Origin of the sequence: Peribacillus butanolivorans, from assembly GCF_001273755.1 — a bacterium.
GTDB lineage: Bacteria > Bacillota > Bacilli > Bacillales > DSM-1321 > Peribacillus > Peribacillus butanolivorans.
Genome location: NZ_LGYA01000001.1, coordinates 3,490,323 through 3,504,728, shown reverse-complemented (window position 1 = coordinate 3,504,728; position 14,406 = coordinate 3,490,323). Strand labels below are relative to the sequence as shown.

The 14,406-nt window shown below is 39.8% G+C and carries 13 protein-coding genes; 11 read left to right on the top strand and 2 right to left on the bottom strand.

Annotation, left to right across the window (positions count from 1 at the left end; translation table 11 throughout):
• Positions 1 to 70: 70 nt before the first annotated feature.
• A complete protein-coding gene (locus AKG34_RS27110; protein ID WP_081108861.1) occupies positions 71 to 205 on the bottom strand; it encodes a YqzM family protein in 135 nt (44 codons plus the stop codon).
• Between the two features lie 343 nt (positions 206 to 548).
• Here AKG34_RS27110 and holA point away from each other — a divergent pair, with 343 nt between their 5' ends.
• The gene (gene holA, locus AKG34_RS16150) at positions 549 to 1,562 is read left to right on the top strand and encodes a DNA polymerase III subunit delta (RefSeq protein WP_053347020.1); all 1,014 of its coding nucleotides are present in this window, start codon (positions 549 to 551) and stop codon (positions 1,560 to 1,562) included.
• A gap of 82 nt (positions 1,563 to 1,644) precedes the next feature.
• Here holA and rpsT read toward each other — a convergent pair whose 3' ends face one another.
• Positions 1,645 to 1,911, bottom strand: coding sequence for a 30S ribosomal protein S20 (gene rpsT / locus AKG34_RS16145; RefSeq protein WP_034308554.1), 267 nt, complete (start codon positions 1,909 to 1,911; stop codon positions 1,645 to 1,647).
• Between the two features lie 275 nt (positions 1,912 to 2,186).
• Between rpsT and gpr the strand changes: the two genes are divergently transcribed.
• The 10 genes from gpr to prmA all read left to right on the top strand — a co-directional run bounded on the left by gpr (position 2,187) and on the right by prmA (position 14,322).
• Positions 2,187 to 3,305: a GPR endopeptidase gene (gene gpr, locus AKG34_RS16140; protein WP_053347019.1), complete on the top strand. Its 1,119-nt coding sequence runs from the start codon at positions 2,187 to 2,189 to the stop codon at positions 3,303 to 3,305.
• Positions 3,306 to 3,390: 85 nt separating this feature from the next.
• Positions 3,391 to 4,590 carry a stage II sporulation protein P gene (gene spoIIP, locus AKG34_RS16135; protein WP_053347018.1) on the top strand — a complete coding sequence of 400 codons (1,200 nt, stop codon included), beginning with the start codon at positions 3,391 to 3,393 and terminating at the stop codon, positions 4,588 to 4,590.
• 18 nt (positions 4,591 to 4,608) lie between these two features.
• Positions 4,609 to 4,932, top strand: a complete 324-nt coding sequence (locus tag AKG34_RS16130; RefSeq protein ID WP_053347017.1) for a YqxA family protein — start codon at positions 4,609 to 4,611, stop codon at positions 4,930 to 4,932.
• A 180-nt stretch (positions 4,933 to 5,112) separates the two neighbouring features.
• On the top strand, positions 5,113 to 6,948 hold the full coding sequence (lepA, locus tag AKG34_RS16125; RefSeq protein ID WP_053347016.1) for a translation elongation factor 4: 1,836 nt from the start codon (positions 5,113 to 5,115) through the stop codon (positions 6,946 to 6,948).
• A gap of 79 nt (positions 6,949 to 7,027) precedes the next feature.
• Entirely contained in the window at positions 7,028 to 8,179 is a 1,152-nt protein-coding gene (gene hemW, locus AKG34_RS16120) for a radical SAM family heme chaperone HemW (RefSeq protein WP_053347015.1), read from the top strand.
• Positions 8,180 to 8,304: 125 nt separating this feature from the next.
• Positions 8,305 to 9,333, top strand: a complete 1,029-nt coding sequence (gene hrcA / locus AKG34_RS16115) for a heat-inducible transcriptional repressor HrcA (RefSeq protein ID WP_053347014.1) — start codon at positions 8,305 to 8,307, stop codon at positions 9,331 to 9,333.
• A gap of 99 nt (positions 9,334 to 9,432) precedes the next feature.
• Complete coding sequence (gene grpE / locus AKG34_RS16110) at positions 9,433 to 10,029, top strand: nucleotide exchange factor GrpE (protein WP_053347013.1); 597 nt, start codon at positions 9,433 to 9,435, stop codon at positions 10,027 to 10,029.
• 38 nt (positions 10,030 to 10,067) lie between these two features.
• A complete protein-coding gene (gene dnaK, locus AKG34_RS16105; RefSeq protein WP_053347012.1) occupies positions 10,068 to 11,903 on the top strand; it encodes a molecular chaperone DnaK in 1,836 nt (611 codons plus the stop codon).
• A 326-nt stretch (positions 11,904 to 12,229) separates the two neighbouring features.
• Entirely contained in the window at positions 12,230 to 13,348 is a 1,119-nt protein-coding gene (dnaJ, locus tag AKG34_RS16100) for a molecular chaperone DnaJ (protein ID WP_053347011.1), read from the top strand.
• A 32-nt stretch (positions 13,349 to 13,380) separates the two neighbouring features.
• Positions 13,381 to 14,322, top strand: a complete 942-nt coding sequence (gene prmA / locus AKG34_RS16095; protein ID WP_053347010.1) for a 50S ribosomal protein L11 methyltransferase — start codon at positions 13,381 to 13,383, stop codon at positions 14,320 to 14,322.
• Positions 14,323 to 14,406: the final 84 nt, after the last annotated feature.

Genomic DNA, 14,406 nt, shown 5'->3' with positions numbered 1-14,406 from the left:
AAATCAAAAAGAAAGAGACTGCATCAGCAGCCTCCTTCAGGGAAAAATAAGTGCATTTTGAAAAATGAAATCAGGATCCGACTGCTTTAATGACGACAGCAATGGTGAACATGGCAGCGAAAAATACAAAAGAACCGATGAATCCCATAGCGGAATCAGCGACGTCATCAGTCTTTGATTGAACATTCTTTTCGAATTCGTTCATTGTTTACCCCTCCTATTTCTGCTAATAGTATAAAACATTACCAAAAAAAAATCTACAGGCCACATTTCTTCATTTCCTTTACTGACAAGAGTTGTCACAAATAGTTTGAAATTTTGAGGTCAAAATAAAGGTACAAACAAAGCAAGCGAAAAAGAAAAGTTCACTTTTTTGTTCTACATGAATACTTTACCCGCTTTCAAGGGAGTTTACCCGGGCCTTTCTTGAAAGTGTTCATATAGATCCGGAATTAGTCCTTTAGAGGGCTAGTTCCCTTTATAGCTTGTCAAATGGTTCATCCACCTATACCATTAGAGAAGAATACATAAAAAAGAGGCGGATTCTATTGGTATTAGACGTATGGAAAAGTATTAAAAAAGGGCAATTCGCGCCTGTATATTTGTTATATGGAACAGAAGCTTATTTAATTAATGAAACAAAGCAGCTTTTGATTGAGCATGTCCTTCACGAAGATGAAATGGATTTTAACTTCTCTCAATTTGATTTAGAAGAGACGCCGATTGAAACAGCGCTTGAGGACGTTGAAACTCTTCCTTTTATCGGGGAAAAACGCCTTGTTTTCATGCAAAATCCATTTTTTTTGACAGCTGAAAAAACGAAATCGAAAGTTGAACATAATGTAAAAAGACTGGAAGCGTATCTGGCTGACCCAGTTCCTTATTCTATTGTTGTTCTGACAGCTCCTTATGAAAAACTGGACGAACGGAAAAAGATTACCAAAGAACTGAAGCGTAATGCGGTTCTCGTTGAAGCGAAAAAGCTTGGCGATCATGAATTAAAGGCATGGGTTAAGGAGCGCGTTGCAGCTTATTCTGTCCAAATAGATGAACAAGCCACAGAACTTTTGCTCGAACTTGCAGGAACGAATCTGATGATGTTGACAAATGAACTTGATAAAATGGCACTTTATGTAGAAGCTGACAAACGGATTACCATTGAGGTTGTTGAAAAGTTAGTCGCTAAATCTCTAGAACAGAATATCTTCACACTTGTTGATCATGTTTTGCAGCGAAAAATGGAAAGTGCTATGACGATTTTTCACGATCTTCTTCGGCAGAATGAAGAGCCGATAAAAATTTTGAGTGTAATGGCCGGACAGATCCGGCTTATGTATCAAGTGAAGGAGCTTTCGCGTCAAGGGTATAGTCAGCAAAAAATTGCGGGGCAATTGAAGGTGCATCCATACCGAGTAAAGCTAGCCCTAGAAAAAACGGGGAAATTCCAGGAACGCGAGTTGTTGAGTATAATGAACGATTTAGCGGAAGCGGATTATAAGATGAAAACGGGTCAAGCCGATAAGGCGATCACACTTGAGTTGCTGCTTTTGAAAATTAGATAATAAAAAAAAGGTGACAGAAATCCCTGTCACCTTTTTGGTGCGTAAAAAAAAACGATCCAGAAGGATCGTTTAATTTTTGTCATTATGCGTTAAGAGCGTTAAGTCTTTTCGCTAAACGAGATTTTTTACGGGCTGCCGCATTTTTATGGATTAATCCTTTAGATGCAGCTTTGTCTAATTTCACAGCAGCTGTTAAAAGAGCTTCTTTAGCAGCTTCAACGTTTTCACCAGCTAATGCAACTTCAGCATTTTTCACTGTAGTACGCATAGTTGATCTAACAGTAATGTTATGAACGCGTTTTTTGTCGTTGATTTTCACACGTTTAATAGCAGATTTAATGTTTGGCATTCCGTTCACCTCCTACAAAGAAATCGAGATTATATGAACTCGACTTTTCAAATCCATATCAAATAGCACAAGTGATATTCTATCAGACTGCTCATGAATATGCAATACTTCAGATTGAGAATCGAAAAGGAATTATAATTTCAGTAAATAAATTCATCTCGTCATATTTTATTGTACCAAAAAAATGAATAATAAAAAAGCTAAAACGACAGAATGTTTAAGAGAGACTATGGAAATTACTAGATTAGATACAAATCAAACATCAGGAGGCCGCTATGGAAAATCATTTGGACCTTAGTAAGTTCGGAATTCGGACCGATTTGGCGATAGAAGCAAAAGATATTGCTCTTGAAAATAAAGGTGTTGTTGAAGAAGTTGATGTTTCCCATATCGAAGGGGTCATAATAAAGGAAAAAGAAGTGGATGATCTGAAAATTTCCTTAGTCGAGGTCACGGCTGAGGGAGAAAAAGAGATTGGTAAAAAACAGGGGAGCTATTTAACCATTGAAGTTCAGGGTATCCGCCAACAGGATACGGACACACAGCAACGAGTGGAGAAGGTGTTTGCTGACGAGCTAGCCTACTTCTTAAAAAGAAATAATATCACGAAAGAAAGCAGTTGTTTAGTCGTCGGCCTCGGTAATTGGAATGTTACCCCGGACGCTTTGGGGCCAGCCGTGGTCGAGAACCTGGTAGTCACAAGGCATTTGTTCGAGTTGCAACCAGAGTCTGTTAAAGAAGGTTATCGGCCGGTAAGTGCGATCTCTCCAGGTGTTATGGGGATTACAGGAATCGAGACGAGCGACATTATTAAAGGAGTCATTGATAAAAGCAATCCTGATTTTCTCATCGTCATTGATGCCTTGGCAGCCCGTTCGATTGATCGGGTAAATTCAACGATTCAAATAACTGATACAGGCATTCATCCAGGGTCAGGTGTTGGAAATAAACGAAAGGAATTGAGTCAGGAGACACTGGGGGTTCCTGTTATAGCAATTGGAATACCTACCGTCGTTGATGCTGTATCAATTACTAGCGACTCGATTGATTATATTTTGAAGCACTTTGGCAAGGAACTGAATGAGGGTGACCGCCCATCACGTTCATTAGCCCCCGCAGGATTTAGTTTTGGGAAACGTAAAAAGCTGACTGATGAGGATATGCCAGGTGAAAAGGAACGGCAAACCTTCTTGGGCATGATTGGTGTCCTTCCGGACGAAGAAAAGCGGAAACTGATTTATGAAGTGCTATCACCGCTCGGTCAAAATTTAATGGTTACACCGAAAGAAGTCGATGTTTTCATTGAGGACATGGCCAATTTGATAGCCAATGGATTGAATGCAGCATTGCATAGGTCAATTAATCAAGAAAATACTGGCTACTATACCCGCTAGTTCATTTTAGTGCCCAAAAATGGTGTTCTACCCTTTCTAGCAAAGTCATAGGTATTAATAGACAAGCTATAGAGAGGGTGGAAGGATGAAAAGAAGAAATTCCCCAGGGATCATAACAGCTATTCACGGTTCAACTATAATAAAATCTTTTCTAGGTATTCTCGCCTTGCTTCTTTTTGTTTTTTCCGTCAGCGGGGTCATGACGTCTCTTCGACCGGAGTATCGGATATCTTCGGATTCCGTACATACCGTAGCAAACCAATTTTCAGGGAAAATGCTGTTCTCGATGCTGGCTAATGAAAATCATTACTTTTTTAATGCCCTGCCTGAAGGTAAACAAGAATCGGTGATCACAAATCAATTGATAAAAATCTCGACTAATATTTCTATGGAGGATCCGCGAAGCTTGCTTGGTCGGGAACTTCCAGGCTTCTCGATTTTTGATAATGAAATCCTTGTCGCTGGTGAAGGAACCAATTATACAAATATGCCGTATGAATCTTCGCCGCCGGTAGATGTCCTGAACGAAGAAAGGGATGCATCCCTGCAAAATCTGGATGAGATCGAAGAACCTGAAAAAGGAGTGGCTAATCAGCCAAATCAGACAACCAATGGGCGAAAAGTTGTTGAAATTTATCATAGCCATAATCGGGAGTCATATCTCCCTTATTTAAAAGGGGTTACAAATCCTAATCTCGCCTATCACTCTAAAATCAATATTACAAAACTCGGGGCACGAATGGTGGAGGACTTGGCTGATAACGGGATAGGCTCATCGCTTGATAATACGGATATTATGGGCAATTTGAATAATAAGGGATTGAATTACAACAAATCCTATCAAGAGTCTCGTAAATCCGTTCAAACGGCATTGGCTACCAACAAAGATCTAGAATATATGATTGATATCCATCGTGATTCAAAACGAAAAAAACATACGACCATTAACATTAACGGTAAAGATTATGCCAAGATTGCCTTCGTCATTGGGGGAAATAACCCGAACTTTGAGAAAAATGCAGCGCTTGCCAATAAACTTCATAAAGCTCTAGAAAAAAAATACCCTGGCATTTCAAGAGGGGTTATGAAACAAGGCGGAGCGGGTCATAATGGAGTATACAATCAGGATTTGTCAGGCAATGCCATGCTCATTGAAATTGGCGGTGTTGATAATACGTTTGAAGAAATGTATTTAACCGTTGATGCATTTACCGATGTTTTCAGTGAATTTTATTGGGATGCTAAAGCGGTGGATAAAACAACTGGAGAATCAGAAGCGAAGTAATTTGAAAGGAGTTTTCTCATGGTTCGATTTTGGTTAAAATGCACGGGGATTATACTCGTATTATTTTTAGGCGTCCTTATTGGAATGCAGCAAGCGAATGACGGCATGAAAAAAATGAAGGGATATGATGACCCCTCTTTGAATAGTGCATTTATTATCAACCAATCGGACCAAGGGGAGATGGAGGCGGATATCCTTGGTGAAAAAGTAACAAGTCATGATTTAGAGACGAAAAAAGAAAAGCTTGAAGAAATGAAGGCTTTCAACTTTTTCTCATCTATTGGCAAGACTCTCGGCGAAACGATATCAGCGGCCTTTCAAGCCCTTATAAATATGATTTAAGCTTGCGCAAGAAAGTCGAATAACTCTGTCGAAAGGCTGCATCCGAGAATTCGGAATGCAGCCTTTTTTTATCCTTGGCACTACAATGATGCTTCTTTTGTAACTATTCTGTTGAATCTTGCATTTTCTATTGATATAATAAAAAATAGTGTATTGTGTCGACTAGTGGGAGTGAACGTTATGAATAGAGAAGAAAAATTAAAAAGACAATCCAAGATTCGTAACTTTTCCATCATCGCTCATATTGATCATGGTAAATCTACATTGGCGGATCGTATCATAGAAAAAACGAACGCTATGACTCAACGTGAAATGAAGAGTCAGCTGTTAGATTCCATGGATTTAGAGCGTGAGCGTGGAATTACGATTAAATTGAATGCAATTCAATTAAAATATAATGCGAAAGATGGCGAAGAATACATTTTCCATCTTATTGATACACCAGGGCACGTCGATTTTACGTATGAGGTTTCGCGAAGCCTTGCTGCGTGTGAAGGTGCAGTCCTTGTTGTCGATGCGGCGCAGGGTATTGAGGCCCAGACGCTTGCAAACGTATATTTAGCATTGGATAACAATTTGGAAATCATCCCGGTCATCAATAAAATTGACTTGCCGAGTGCTGATCCAGAACGTGTTCGTAATGAAATTGAGGAAGTAATCGGGTTGGATGCTTCTGATGCAGTTTTGGCTTCAGCTAAAGCCGGTATCGGAATCGAGGAGATTTTGGAGCAGGTCGTTGAATTAGTACCGGCACCACAAGGAGATCCTGAAGCACCGTTTAAGGCGCTTATTTTCGACTCGCTATTTGATGCATATCGGGGTGTAGTTGCCTATATCCGAGTTGTTGAAGGGTCTATTAAAGTGGGCGACAAAATTAAAATGATGTCCACAGGCAAAGAATTTGATGTCACGGAATTGGGTGTCTTTAATCCAAAAACACAACTGCTTGATGAACTAAACGTAGGTGATGTTGGTTTCCTTACAGCAGCTATTAAAAACGTTGGTGATACGACAGTTGGTGATACGATTACTAGTGCTGTGAATAGTGCGACAGAGCCGCTGCCAGGTTATCGGAAAATGAATCCGATGGTATATTGCGGTTTGTATCCGATTGACGCATCGAAATTCAATGATCTACGGGATGCATTAGAGAAATTGGAATTGAATGATTCTGCGCTGCAGTTTGAGGCGGAATCATCTCAAGCATTAGGCTTTGGTTTCCGTTGCGGTTTCCTAGGACTTCTTCATATGGAAATCATCCAAGAGCGTATTGAACGTGAATTCAAAATTGATTTAATTACTACTGCGCCAAGTGTTATTTACGATGTCGTTCAAACTGATGGAACGGTTTTGAAGGTTGATAACCCATCTAACATGCCGGATGCTCAAAAGATTGAACGTGTTGAGGAGCCATATGTAAAAGCAACAATGATGGCACCAACAGAATTTGTAGGCGCAATCATGGAAATCTGTCAGAATAAACGCGGGAACTTCATTGATATGGAATATATCGATGAGACACGTGTAAGTATTCACTATGAAATACCATTGTCGGAAATCGTATATGATTTCTTTGATCAATTGAAATCAAATACAAGGGGCTATGCGTCATTTGATTATGAATTAATCGGCTACAAACCGTCCAAGCTTGTGAAGATGGATATTTTACTGAATGCTGAGACGGTCGATGCTTTAAGTTTCATCGTTCATAAGGACTTCGCTTATGAGCGTGGTAAAGTTATTGTTGAGAAATTGAAGAAATTGATTCCAAGACAACAGTTTGAAGTTCCAATTCAAGCAGCTATTGGACAAAAAATCGTGGCTCGTTCTTCTATTAGTGCAATGCGTAAAAACGTACTCGCTAAATGTTACGGTGGCGATATTTCCCGTAAACGTAAATTGCTTGAGAAACAAAAAGAAGGTAAAAAGCGGATGAAACAGGTAGGTTCTGTTGAAGTACCGCAGGAAGCTTTCATGGCTGTATTGAAAATGGATGATACGACTCCAAAAAAATAAATGATAGATAGAAAAAAGAGGGTAGAGAAGATCTAGCCTCTTTTTCTATCGACTCAATCGATTAAAGGTTGTGAACACAATGATTAAAAGTGCCTACCTCCACATACCGTTTTGTGAACATATTTGTCACTATTGTGATTTTAACAAAGTGTTTTTGCAGGGGCAGCCAGTCGACGAATATTTACGGATGATGAAAAGAGAAATGGAAATGCAACTTGCAAAGTATCCAACAACAGGATTGGACACGGTTTTCGTCGGCGGAGGGACACCAACCTCTCTTGATGAAAAACAACTTGCATTCTTATGTGAAGCAATCAATGAAACCCTTCCATTTGATTCAAAGAAGGCTGAATATACATTCGAGGCTAATCCTGGGGATCTTTCAAAAGAAAAGCTTGAAATACTATTTCATTCCGGTGTGAATAGGCTTAGCTTTGGGGTACAAAGCTTCAATGATGAATTATTAAAGCGAATTGGTCGGACACATCGGGCATCTGAAGTATATGAAACGATTCATTTGGCTCAAGAGGTTGGCTTTACAAATATAAGTATCGACTTGATTTATGGATTGCCAGGTCAAACGATGGAAGACTTCAAGGATACGCTAGATAAGGCCCTTGCACTACAGCTTCCCCATTATTCCAGTTATTCATTAATTGTTGAGCCAAAGACGGTTTTCTATAATCAGATGAGAAGAGGCAAACTAAATCTTCCGCCTCAGGAGCTTGAGGCTTCCATGTATGAACGGCTGATGGAAGAGATGGAGAAACATGGTCTGCATCAATATGAAATCAGTAATTTTGCTCGTCCTGGATTTGAAAGCCGGCACAATTTAACATATTGGGATAATGTAGAATATTATGGGATTGGTGCGGGAGCACATGGCTATACTGGGGGGAAAAGAGTGGCCAATCATGGGCCAGTGAAAAAATACATCACGCCATTGACGGTGAACGAGTTACCTGTTTTGGAAGAACATCCTGTACCACTCCATGAAAAGATGGAAGAGGAGATGTTTTTAGGACTTAGAAAAACAGAAGGAGTTTCATTGGAAAACTTCAAGAATAAATTTTCTGTTGAAATGACGGAAATTTTCGGGAAATCGCTCGAAGAAGAATCAGCAAAGGGTCTGCTTACGATTGAAGGTGGGTTTGTCCGATTGACTGAGCAGGGGAAATTGCTTGGTAATGAAGTGTTCCAATCGTTTTTAGGCGTTGTTGATTACGAGTGATGGAAATCTCTTGTTATTTTATCAATGAATTAGCGGTTTTCATTGTTGACATCATAAGCTTCATTTGATAATTTATTAGTATATTAGCACTCAAAGAGACAGAGTGCTAACAGAGGTGATCATACATGCTAACTGATCGTCAATTATTGATTCTGCAAGTGATAATCGAGGATTTTATCCATTCTGCCCAGCCAGTCGGGTCGCGAAGCTTGTCGAAGAAAGATGAAATTACGTTCAGCTCTGCCACAATCCGTAACGAAATGTCTGATCTTGAAGAATTGGGTTTTTTAGAAAAAACTCATACATCTTCTGGTAGAATACCTTCTGAAAAAGGGTATAGATATTATGTGGATCATTTGCTTTCTCCTCAAGCTCCGAAAAAGAATGAAATGAAATTGTTAAAATCTGTTTTTGTTGAGCGAATCTATGAGCTAGAAAAGATTGTTCAAAAGTCAGCAAAAATTCTTTCAGAACTGACGAATTATACGGCAATTGTATTAGGTCCAAAAGTCAATGAACATAAGTTGAAAAAAATTCAGATTGTTCCTTTGAGTCCGGATGCTGCAATTGCAATCATTATTACTGATACAGGTCATGTGGAAAATCGAATGATTTCCTTGCCCCCTTCTTTTGATATAAATGAAATTGAAAAGATGGTGAACATTTTAAATGCCCGTTTAGTCGATGTTCCGCTTGTTGATTTAAAAGATAAGATCTATAAGGAGGTGGCTGCTCTATTAAGCCGCCACATTCATAATTATGGATCGATTGTTTCAGTTCTAGCGGATACCTTGACGGATACAAAGCCTGAAAAAATATTTTTCGGCGGGAAAACGAATATGCTAAGGCAGCCGGAGTTCCATGACATTGCAAAAGTAAGTACACTTTTATCGATGATTGAGCAGGAACAAGGGTTTTATGATCTTATTACTCAAAATCCAGCGGGCATTCACGTCAAGATTGGCCGTGAAAATCAAAATACGGTACTCGATGACTGCAGCTTAATTACCGCAACCTACTCAATCGGACAGGAACAAGTGGGCACATTAGCGATACTAGGTCCAACGAGAATGGAATATTCGAGAGTAATCAGTCTGCTTTCGTTTTTCTCGAAAGATTTAACGACTCTGATGACTAAACTGTATCAAAAATAGGAGCAAAGGTAATATTGTTAAGGTGGCGGGGATGTAAATTCCCCAGCCTGACTTATTACTTAAGCATAAATTGTATAACCCTTTTAGGGAGGTGAGATTGTGACAGAAAATAAAAACGAAGAACAAACATTAGAAAATGAAACAATCGAGGAAAGCGCTGCAGAAGCTGTATTCGCTGAAGAGGAAATTCCAGCGGAACAAAATCAGGAGGAAACTCCGGTTGAGAAAGATGAACTTCAATTGGCTCATGAAAAGATTGCTGAGCTACAGGCAAAAATCGAAGAAATGGATAACCGTTATCTTCGTCTGCAGGCCGATTTTGATAATTCAAGACGCCGTGCCAAGCTTGATATGGAAGCGGCTCAAAAATATAGAGTTCAAAGTATTGCTGGTGATTTAGTCGAGGCTCTTGATAATTTTGAAAGAGCGACAAAAATCGAAGCTGATAATGAACAAACAAAATCCCTGCTTCAAGGGATGGAAATGGTCTACAAAGCGATTATTGATGCATTGACTAAAGAAGGCATCGAACCAATTAGTTCGGTTGGTGAAGAATTTGATCCGCGTTTACATCAAGCGGTCATGCAAGTTCAAGATGAAAACTTTGGTTCTAACATCGTTGTCGAGGAGTTCCAAAAAGGATATGTTCTTAAAGACCGAGTGCTTCGTCCTGCAATGGTAAAAGTAAACGAATAATAGAAATTACATACAAATAATTGGGAGGTAGTGAAACTATGAGCAAGATTATTGGTATTGACTTAGGTACAACAAACTCTTGTGTATCTGTACTTGAAGGCGGGGAACCAAAAGTTATCCCGAATCCAGAAGGAAACCGTACAACACCATCCGTAGTGGCATTCAAAAATGGTGAAAGACAAGTAGGGGAAGTGGCAAAACGCCAAGCAATTACAAACCCGAACACGATCATTTCTATTAAACGTCATATGGGTACTAATCATAAAGAAGTAATTGAAGGAAAAGAATATTCACCGCAGGAAGTTTCTGCAATCATCCTTCAATACTTAAAATCATATGCTGAAGAGTATCTTGGTGAAAAAGTTACAAAAGCGGTTATCACTGTACCTGCTTACTTCAATGATGCAGAACGTCAAGCAACGAAAGATGCTGGTCAAATTGCTGGACTTGAAGTAGAACGTATTATTAACGAACCGACAGCTGCAGCACTTGCATACGGTTTAGATAAAACGGATGAAGACCAAACAATTCTTGTATTCGACCTTGGTGGCGGTACATTTGACGTATCAGTCATGGAACTTGGCGATGGCGTATTCGAAGTTAAATCCACTGCTGGTGACAACCGTCTAGGTGGAGATGATTTCGACCAAGTCATCATTGATTACCTAGTAGAAGCATTCAAGAAAGAAAATGGAATCGATCTTTCTAAAGACAAAATGGCAGTTCAACGTTTGAAAGATGCAGCTGAAAAAGCGAAAAAAGATCTTTCAGGTGTAACTTCTACACAAATTTCATTGCCATTCATCACAGCTGGAGATGCTGGCCCGCTTCACTTAGACGTAACAATGACTAGAGCTAAATTCGATGAACTTTCTTCAAGTCTTGTGGAACGTACAATGGGACCTACTCGTCAAGCGATGAAAGATGCAGGTCTTTCAGCATCTGAAATCGATAAAGTCATCCTTGTTGGTGGATCTACGCGTATTCCTGCGGTTGTTGAAGCAATCAAAAAGGAAATCGGTCAAGAACCAAGCAAAGGTGTTAACCCTGATGAAGTAGTAGCTATGGGTGCTGCGATTCAAGGTGGCGTATTAACAGGGGATGTTAAAGACGTTGTTCTTTTAGACGTAACTCCACTTTCACTTGGAATTGAAACAATGGGCGGCGTGTTCACGAAATTAATCGACCGTAATACAACAATTCCAACAAGTAAATCACAAGTATTCTCAACAGCGGCTGATAATCAAACAGCTGTAGATATCCATGTTCTTCAAGGTGAACGTCCGATGTCAGCAGACAACAAAACGCTTGGTCGTTTCCAATTGAGTGACATTCCACCGGCACCGCGCGGAATTCCACAAGTCGAAGTAACTTTCGACATTGATAAAAATGGTATTGTAAACGTTCGTGCAAAAGATCTTGGCACAAACAAAGAACAAGCAATCACAATCAAATCATCTTCAGGACTTTCTGATGAAGAAATCGACCGCATGGTACGTGAAGCAGAAGAAAATGCTGATAGTGATAAACAACGTAAAGAAGAAGTTGAACTTCGTAACGAAGCAGATCAACTAGTCTTCCAAACGGAAAAAACGCTTAAAGATCTAGAAGGTAAAGTAGACGAAGCGGAAGTAACAAAAGCAAACGAAGCGAAGGATGAACTGAAAGCAGCAATCGAGAAAAATGAGCTTGAAGAAATCCGCGTGAAAAAAGATGCACTTAACGAAATCGTTCAAGCTTTGACAATGAAGCTTTATGAAGAAGCTGCAAAAGCTCAGCAAGCAGGCCAAGAGGGTGCTGGCGAAGCTGGTGCAAAAGACGATAATGTAGTTGATGCAGAATATACAGAAGTAAACGAAGAAGAGAAAAAATAAAAAAGTGACCCTGTTGGGACGCTGATATATTGGGCAGGGATTTCTGCCTGTAATTGTAGAAAAGTCAAAGTCAGGTTATCTTGGCTTTGGCTTTTTTACAATGGGTGAAATCAAAGTCCGGAAGTAATGGCAGCTGGTATTCTTTTATTCTTACAATCGCTAGTGGGGAATCATAAGACTATAGAGAAAAATAGGTGCAAATTTGAGGCAGATGTCTTCTTTTAAGAAAAAGTGTTCAAGCCGTTTGTACTTTTCTAGTTGATTATTATCTTCGTTCAGTGATAATATTACCTTTATGTGAATCGAATCGGGAGTGGATTTTAGATATGAGTAAACGTGATTATTATGAGGTGTTAGGCCTTTCGAAGAGTGCTTCGAAGGATGAAATCAAAAAAGCGTATCGAAAGCTCTCCAAACAATATCATCCTGATATTAATAAAGCGGAAGATGCTGCGGATAAATTCAAGGAAATTAAGGAAGCTTACGAGGTATTAAGCGACGAGCAGAAAAAGGCTCATTATGACCAATTTGGACATACAGATCCAAATCAGGGCTTCGGTGGCCAGGACTTTGGCGGTTTCGGTGGTTTTGAAGATATTTTCAGTAGTTTCTTTGGTGGAGGCGGACGTAGAAGAGATCCTAATGCACCGCGCCAAGGGGCTGATTTACAGTATACGATGACGCTTTCTTTTGAAGAGGCTGCATTCGGAAAAGATACTGAAATCGAAATTCCGCGTGAAGAGAATTGTGATACATGTAAAGGATCGGGTGCTAAGCCTGGCACAAAAGTGGAAAACTGTTCACACTGTCATGGAACAGGTCAATTAAATGTTGAACAAAACACGGCATTCGGACGTATTGTGAACCGGAGAGCATGTCACCATTGTCAAGGAACAGGAAAAATCATTCCTAATAAATGTTCAACTTGTGGCGGCGACGGTAAAGTTCAAAAACGCAAAAAAATCCAAGTCAAGGTGCCAGCCGGAATCGATGATGGCCAGCAACTGCGTGTATCCGGTCAAGGCGAGCCTGGAATCAATGGTGGTCCAGCTGGAGACCTTTATGTAGTCTTCCATGTTCGTAGCCACGAATTCTTTGAAAGAGATGGCGATGATATTTATTGTGAAATGCCGGTTACTTTTGCTCAGGCAGCATTAGGAGATGAAATTGAAGTTCCGACTTTGCATGGTAAAGTTAAGTTGAAGATACCTGCAGGAACACAAACAAGCACGCGTTTCCGTTTAAAAGGAAAAGGGGTTCCGAATGTAAGAGGATATGGCCAAGGAGATCAGCATGTGGTCGTATTAGTGGTTACACCTAAAAAATTAAGTGAAAAACAAAAGGACCTTCTTCGTGAGTTCAACGATATCAGCGGACAATCAGGTATAGATGAACAAGAAGATGGCTTTTTCTCAAAGGTAAAGCGTGCTTTTAAAGATAGGTGAAGACAAGTAAAGAAATTGGGAGCTGGTAGATTATGAAGTGGTCTGAATTTGCAATCCAAACAACAAATGAAGCGGTTGAACCTGTTTCAAATATTCTTCATGAGGCAGGTGCAAGCGGTGTTGTCATTGAGGATCCTCTTGAATTAGTCAAAGAACGCGAAAATGTTTTTGGCGAAATCTACCACCTAAACCCAGCTGATTATCCGGATGAAGGTGTGTTGATTAAGGCATATTTGCCGGTTAACAGCTTCCTTGGCGAAACTGTTGATGCTATTAAGGAATCAATTAATAATCTCCTTCTTTTTGATATCGATCTTGGGAAGAATGTTGTTTCAATTAGTGAAGTGAATGAAGAAGAATGGGCAACGGCTTGGAAAAAATATTATAATCCAGTCAAGATTTCTGAACGCTTTACCATTGTTCCTACATGGGAAGATTACACTCCTGTAAGCAGTGATGAATTAATCATTGAACTTGATCCTGGTATGGCTTTTGGAACAGGTACCCACCCGACAACGGTTATGTGTATCCAAGCACTTGAACGTACAGTTCAGCCGGGTGACTTAGTTGTTGATGTAGGAACGGGTTCCGGTGTTTTAAGTATTGCAGCGGCATTATTAGAGGCAAAACAAGTTCAGTCGCTTGATTTGGATGACGTAGCTGTACAGTCTGCTAAGCAAAATGTAGAACTTAACAACGTTCAAGACAGAGTTTCTGTTGCTCAAGGTAACTTGTTGGACGGCGTAAACGAACAAGCAGATGTCGTTGTAGCTAATATATTAGCTGAAGTCATTATGCGCTTTACAGATGATGTAGCAAAAGTGGTTAAACCTGGTGGATATTTTATAGCATCTGGGATTATCCAGCCAAAGAAACAGGATGTGAAGGATGCAATTATAGCTTCCGGATTCACAGTTGAGGAAACCATTTTGATGGAAGATTGGGTAGCAATCATCGCGAAAAGAAATGATTAAATGAAAAGTTACTCTGATTATCGTATATTTGGATAGTCAGAGTACCTTTTTTTAGCTTGAGTTTTTGCATGGCGCGCAATCGGA

Excerpts from the sequence above, each read along its gene's own strand:
- rpsT (WP_034308554.1), bottom strand. The coding sequence starts at position 1,911 with ATGCCAAACATTAAATCTGCTATTAAACGTGTGAAAATCAACGACAAA.
- AKG34_RS16130 (WP_053347017.1), top strand. The coding sequence starts at position 4,609 with ATGGTTCGATTTTGGTTAAAATGCACGGGGATTATACTCGTATTATTT.
- AKG34_RS27110 (WP_081108861.1), bottom strand. The coding sequence starts at position 205 with ATGAACGAATTCGAAAAGAATGTTCAATCAAAGACTGATGACGTCGCT.
- gpr (WP_053347019.1), top strand. The coding sequence starts at position 2,187 with ATGGAAAATCATTTGGACCTTAGTAAGTTCGGAATTCGGACCGATTTG.
- prmA (WP_053347010.1), top strand. The coding sequence starts at position 13,381 with ATGAAGTGGTCTGAATTTGCAATCCAAACAACAAATGAAGCGGTTGAA.
- spoIIP (WP_053347018.1), top strand. The coding sequence starts at position 3,391 with ATGAAAAGAAGAAATTCCCCAGGGATCATAACAGCTATTCACGGTTCA.
- hrcA (WP_053347014.1), top strand. The coding sequence starts at position 8,305 with ATGCTAACTGATCGTCAATTATTGATTCTGCAAGTGATAATCGAGGAT.
- dnaJ (WP_053347011.1), top strand. The coding sequence starts at position 12,230 with ATGAGTAAACGTGATTATTATGAGGTGTTAGGCCTTTCGAAGAGTGCT.
- hemW (WP_053347015.1), top strand. The coding sequence starts at position 7,028 with ATGATTAAAAGTGCCTACCTCCACATACCGTTTTGTGAACATATTTGT.
- dnaK (WP_053347012.1), top strand. The coding sequence starts at position 10,068 with ATGAGCAAGATTATTGGTATTGACTTAGGTACAACAAACTCTTGTGTA.
- lepA (WP_053347016.1), top strand. The coding sequence starts at position 5,113 with ATGAATAGAGAAGAAAAATTAAAAAGACAATCCAAGATTCGTAACTTT.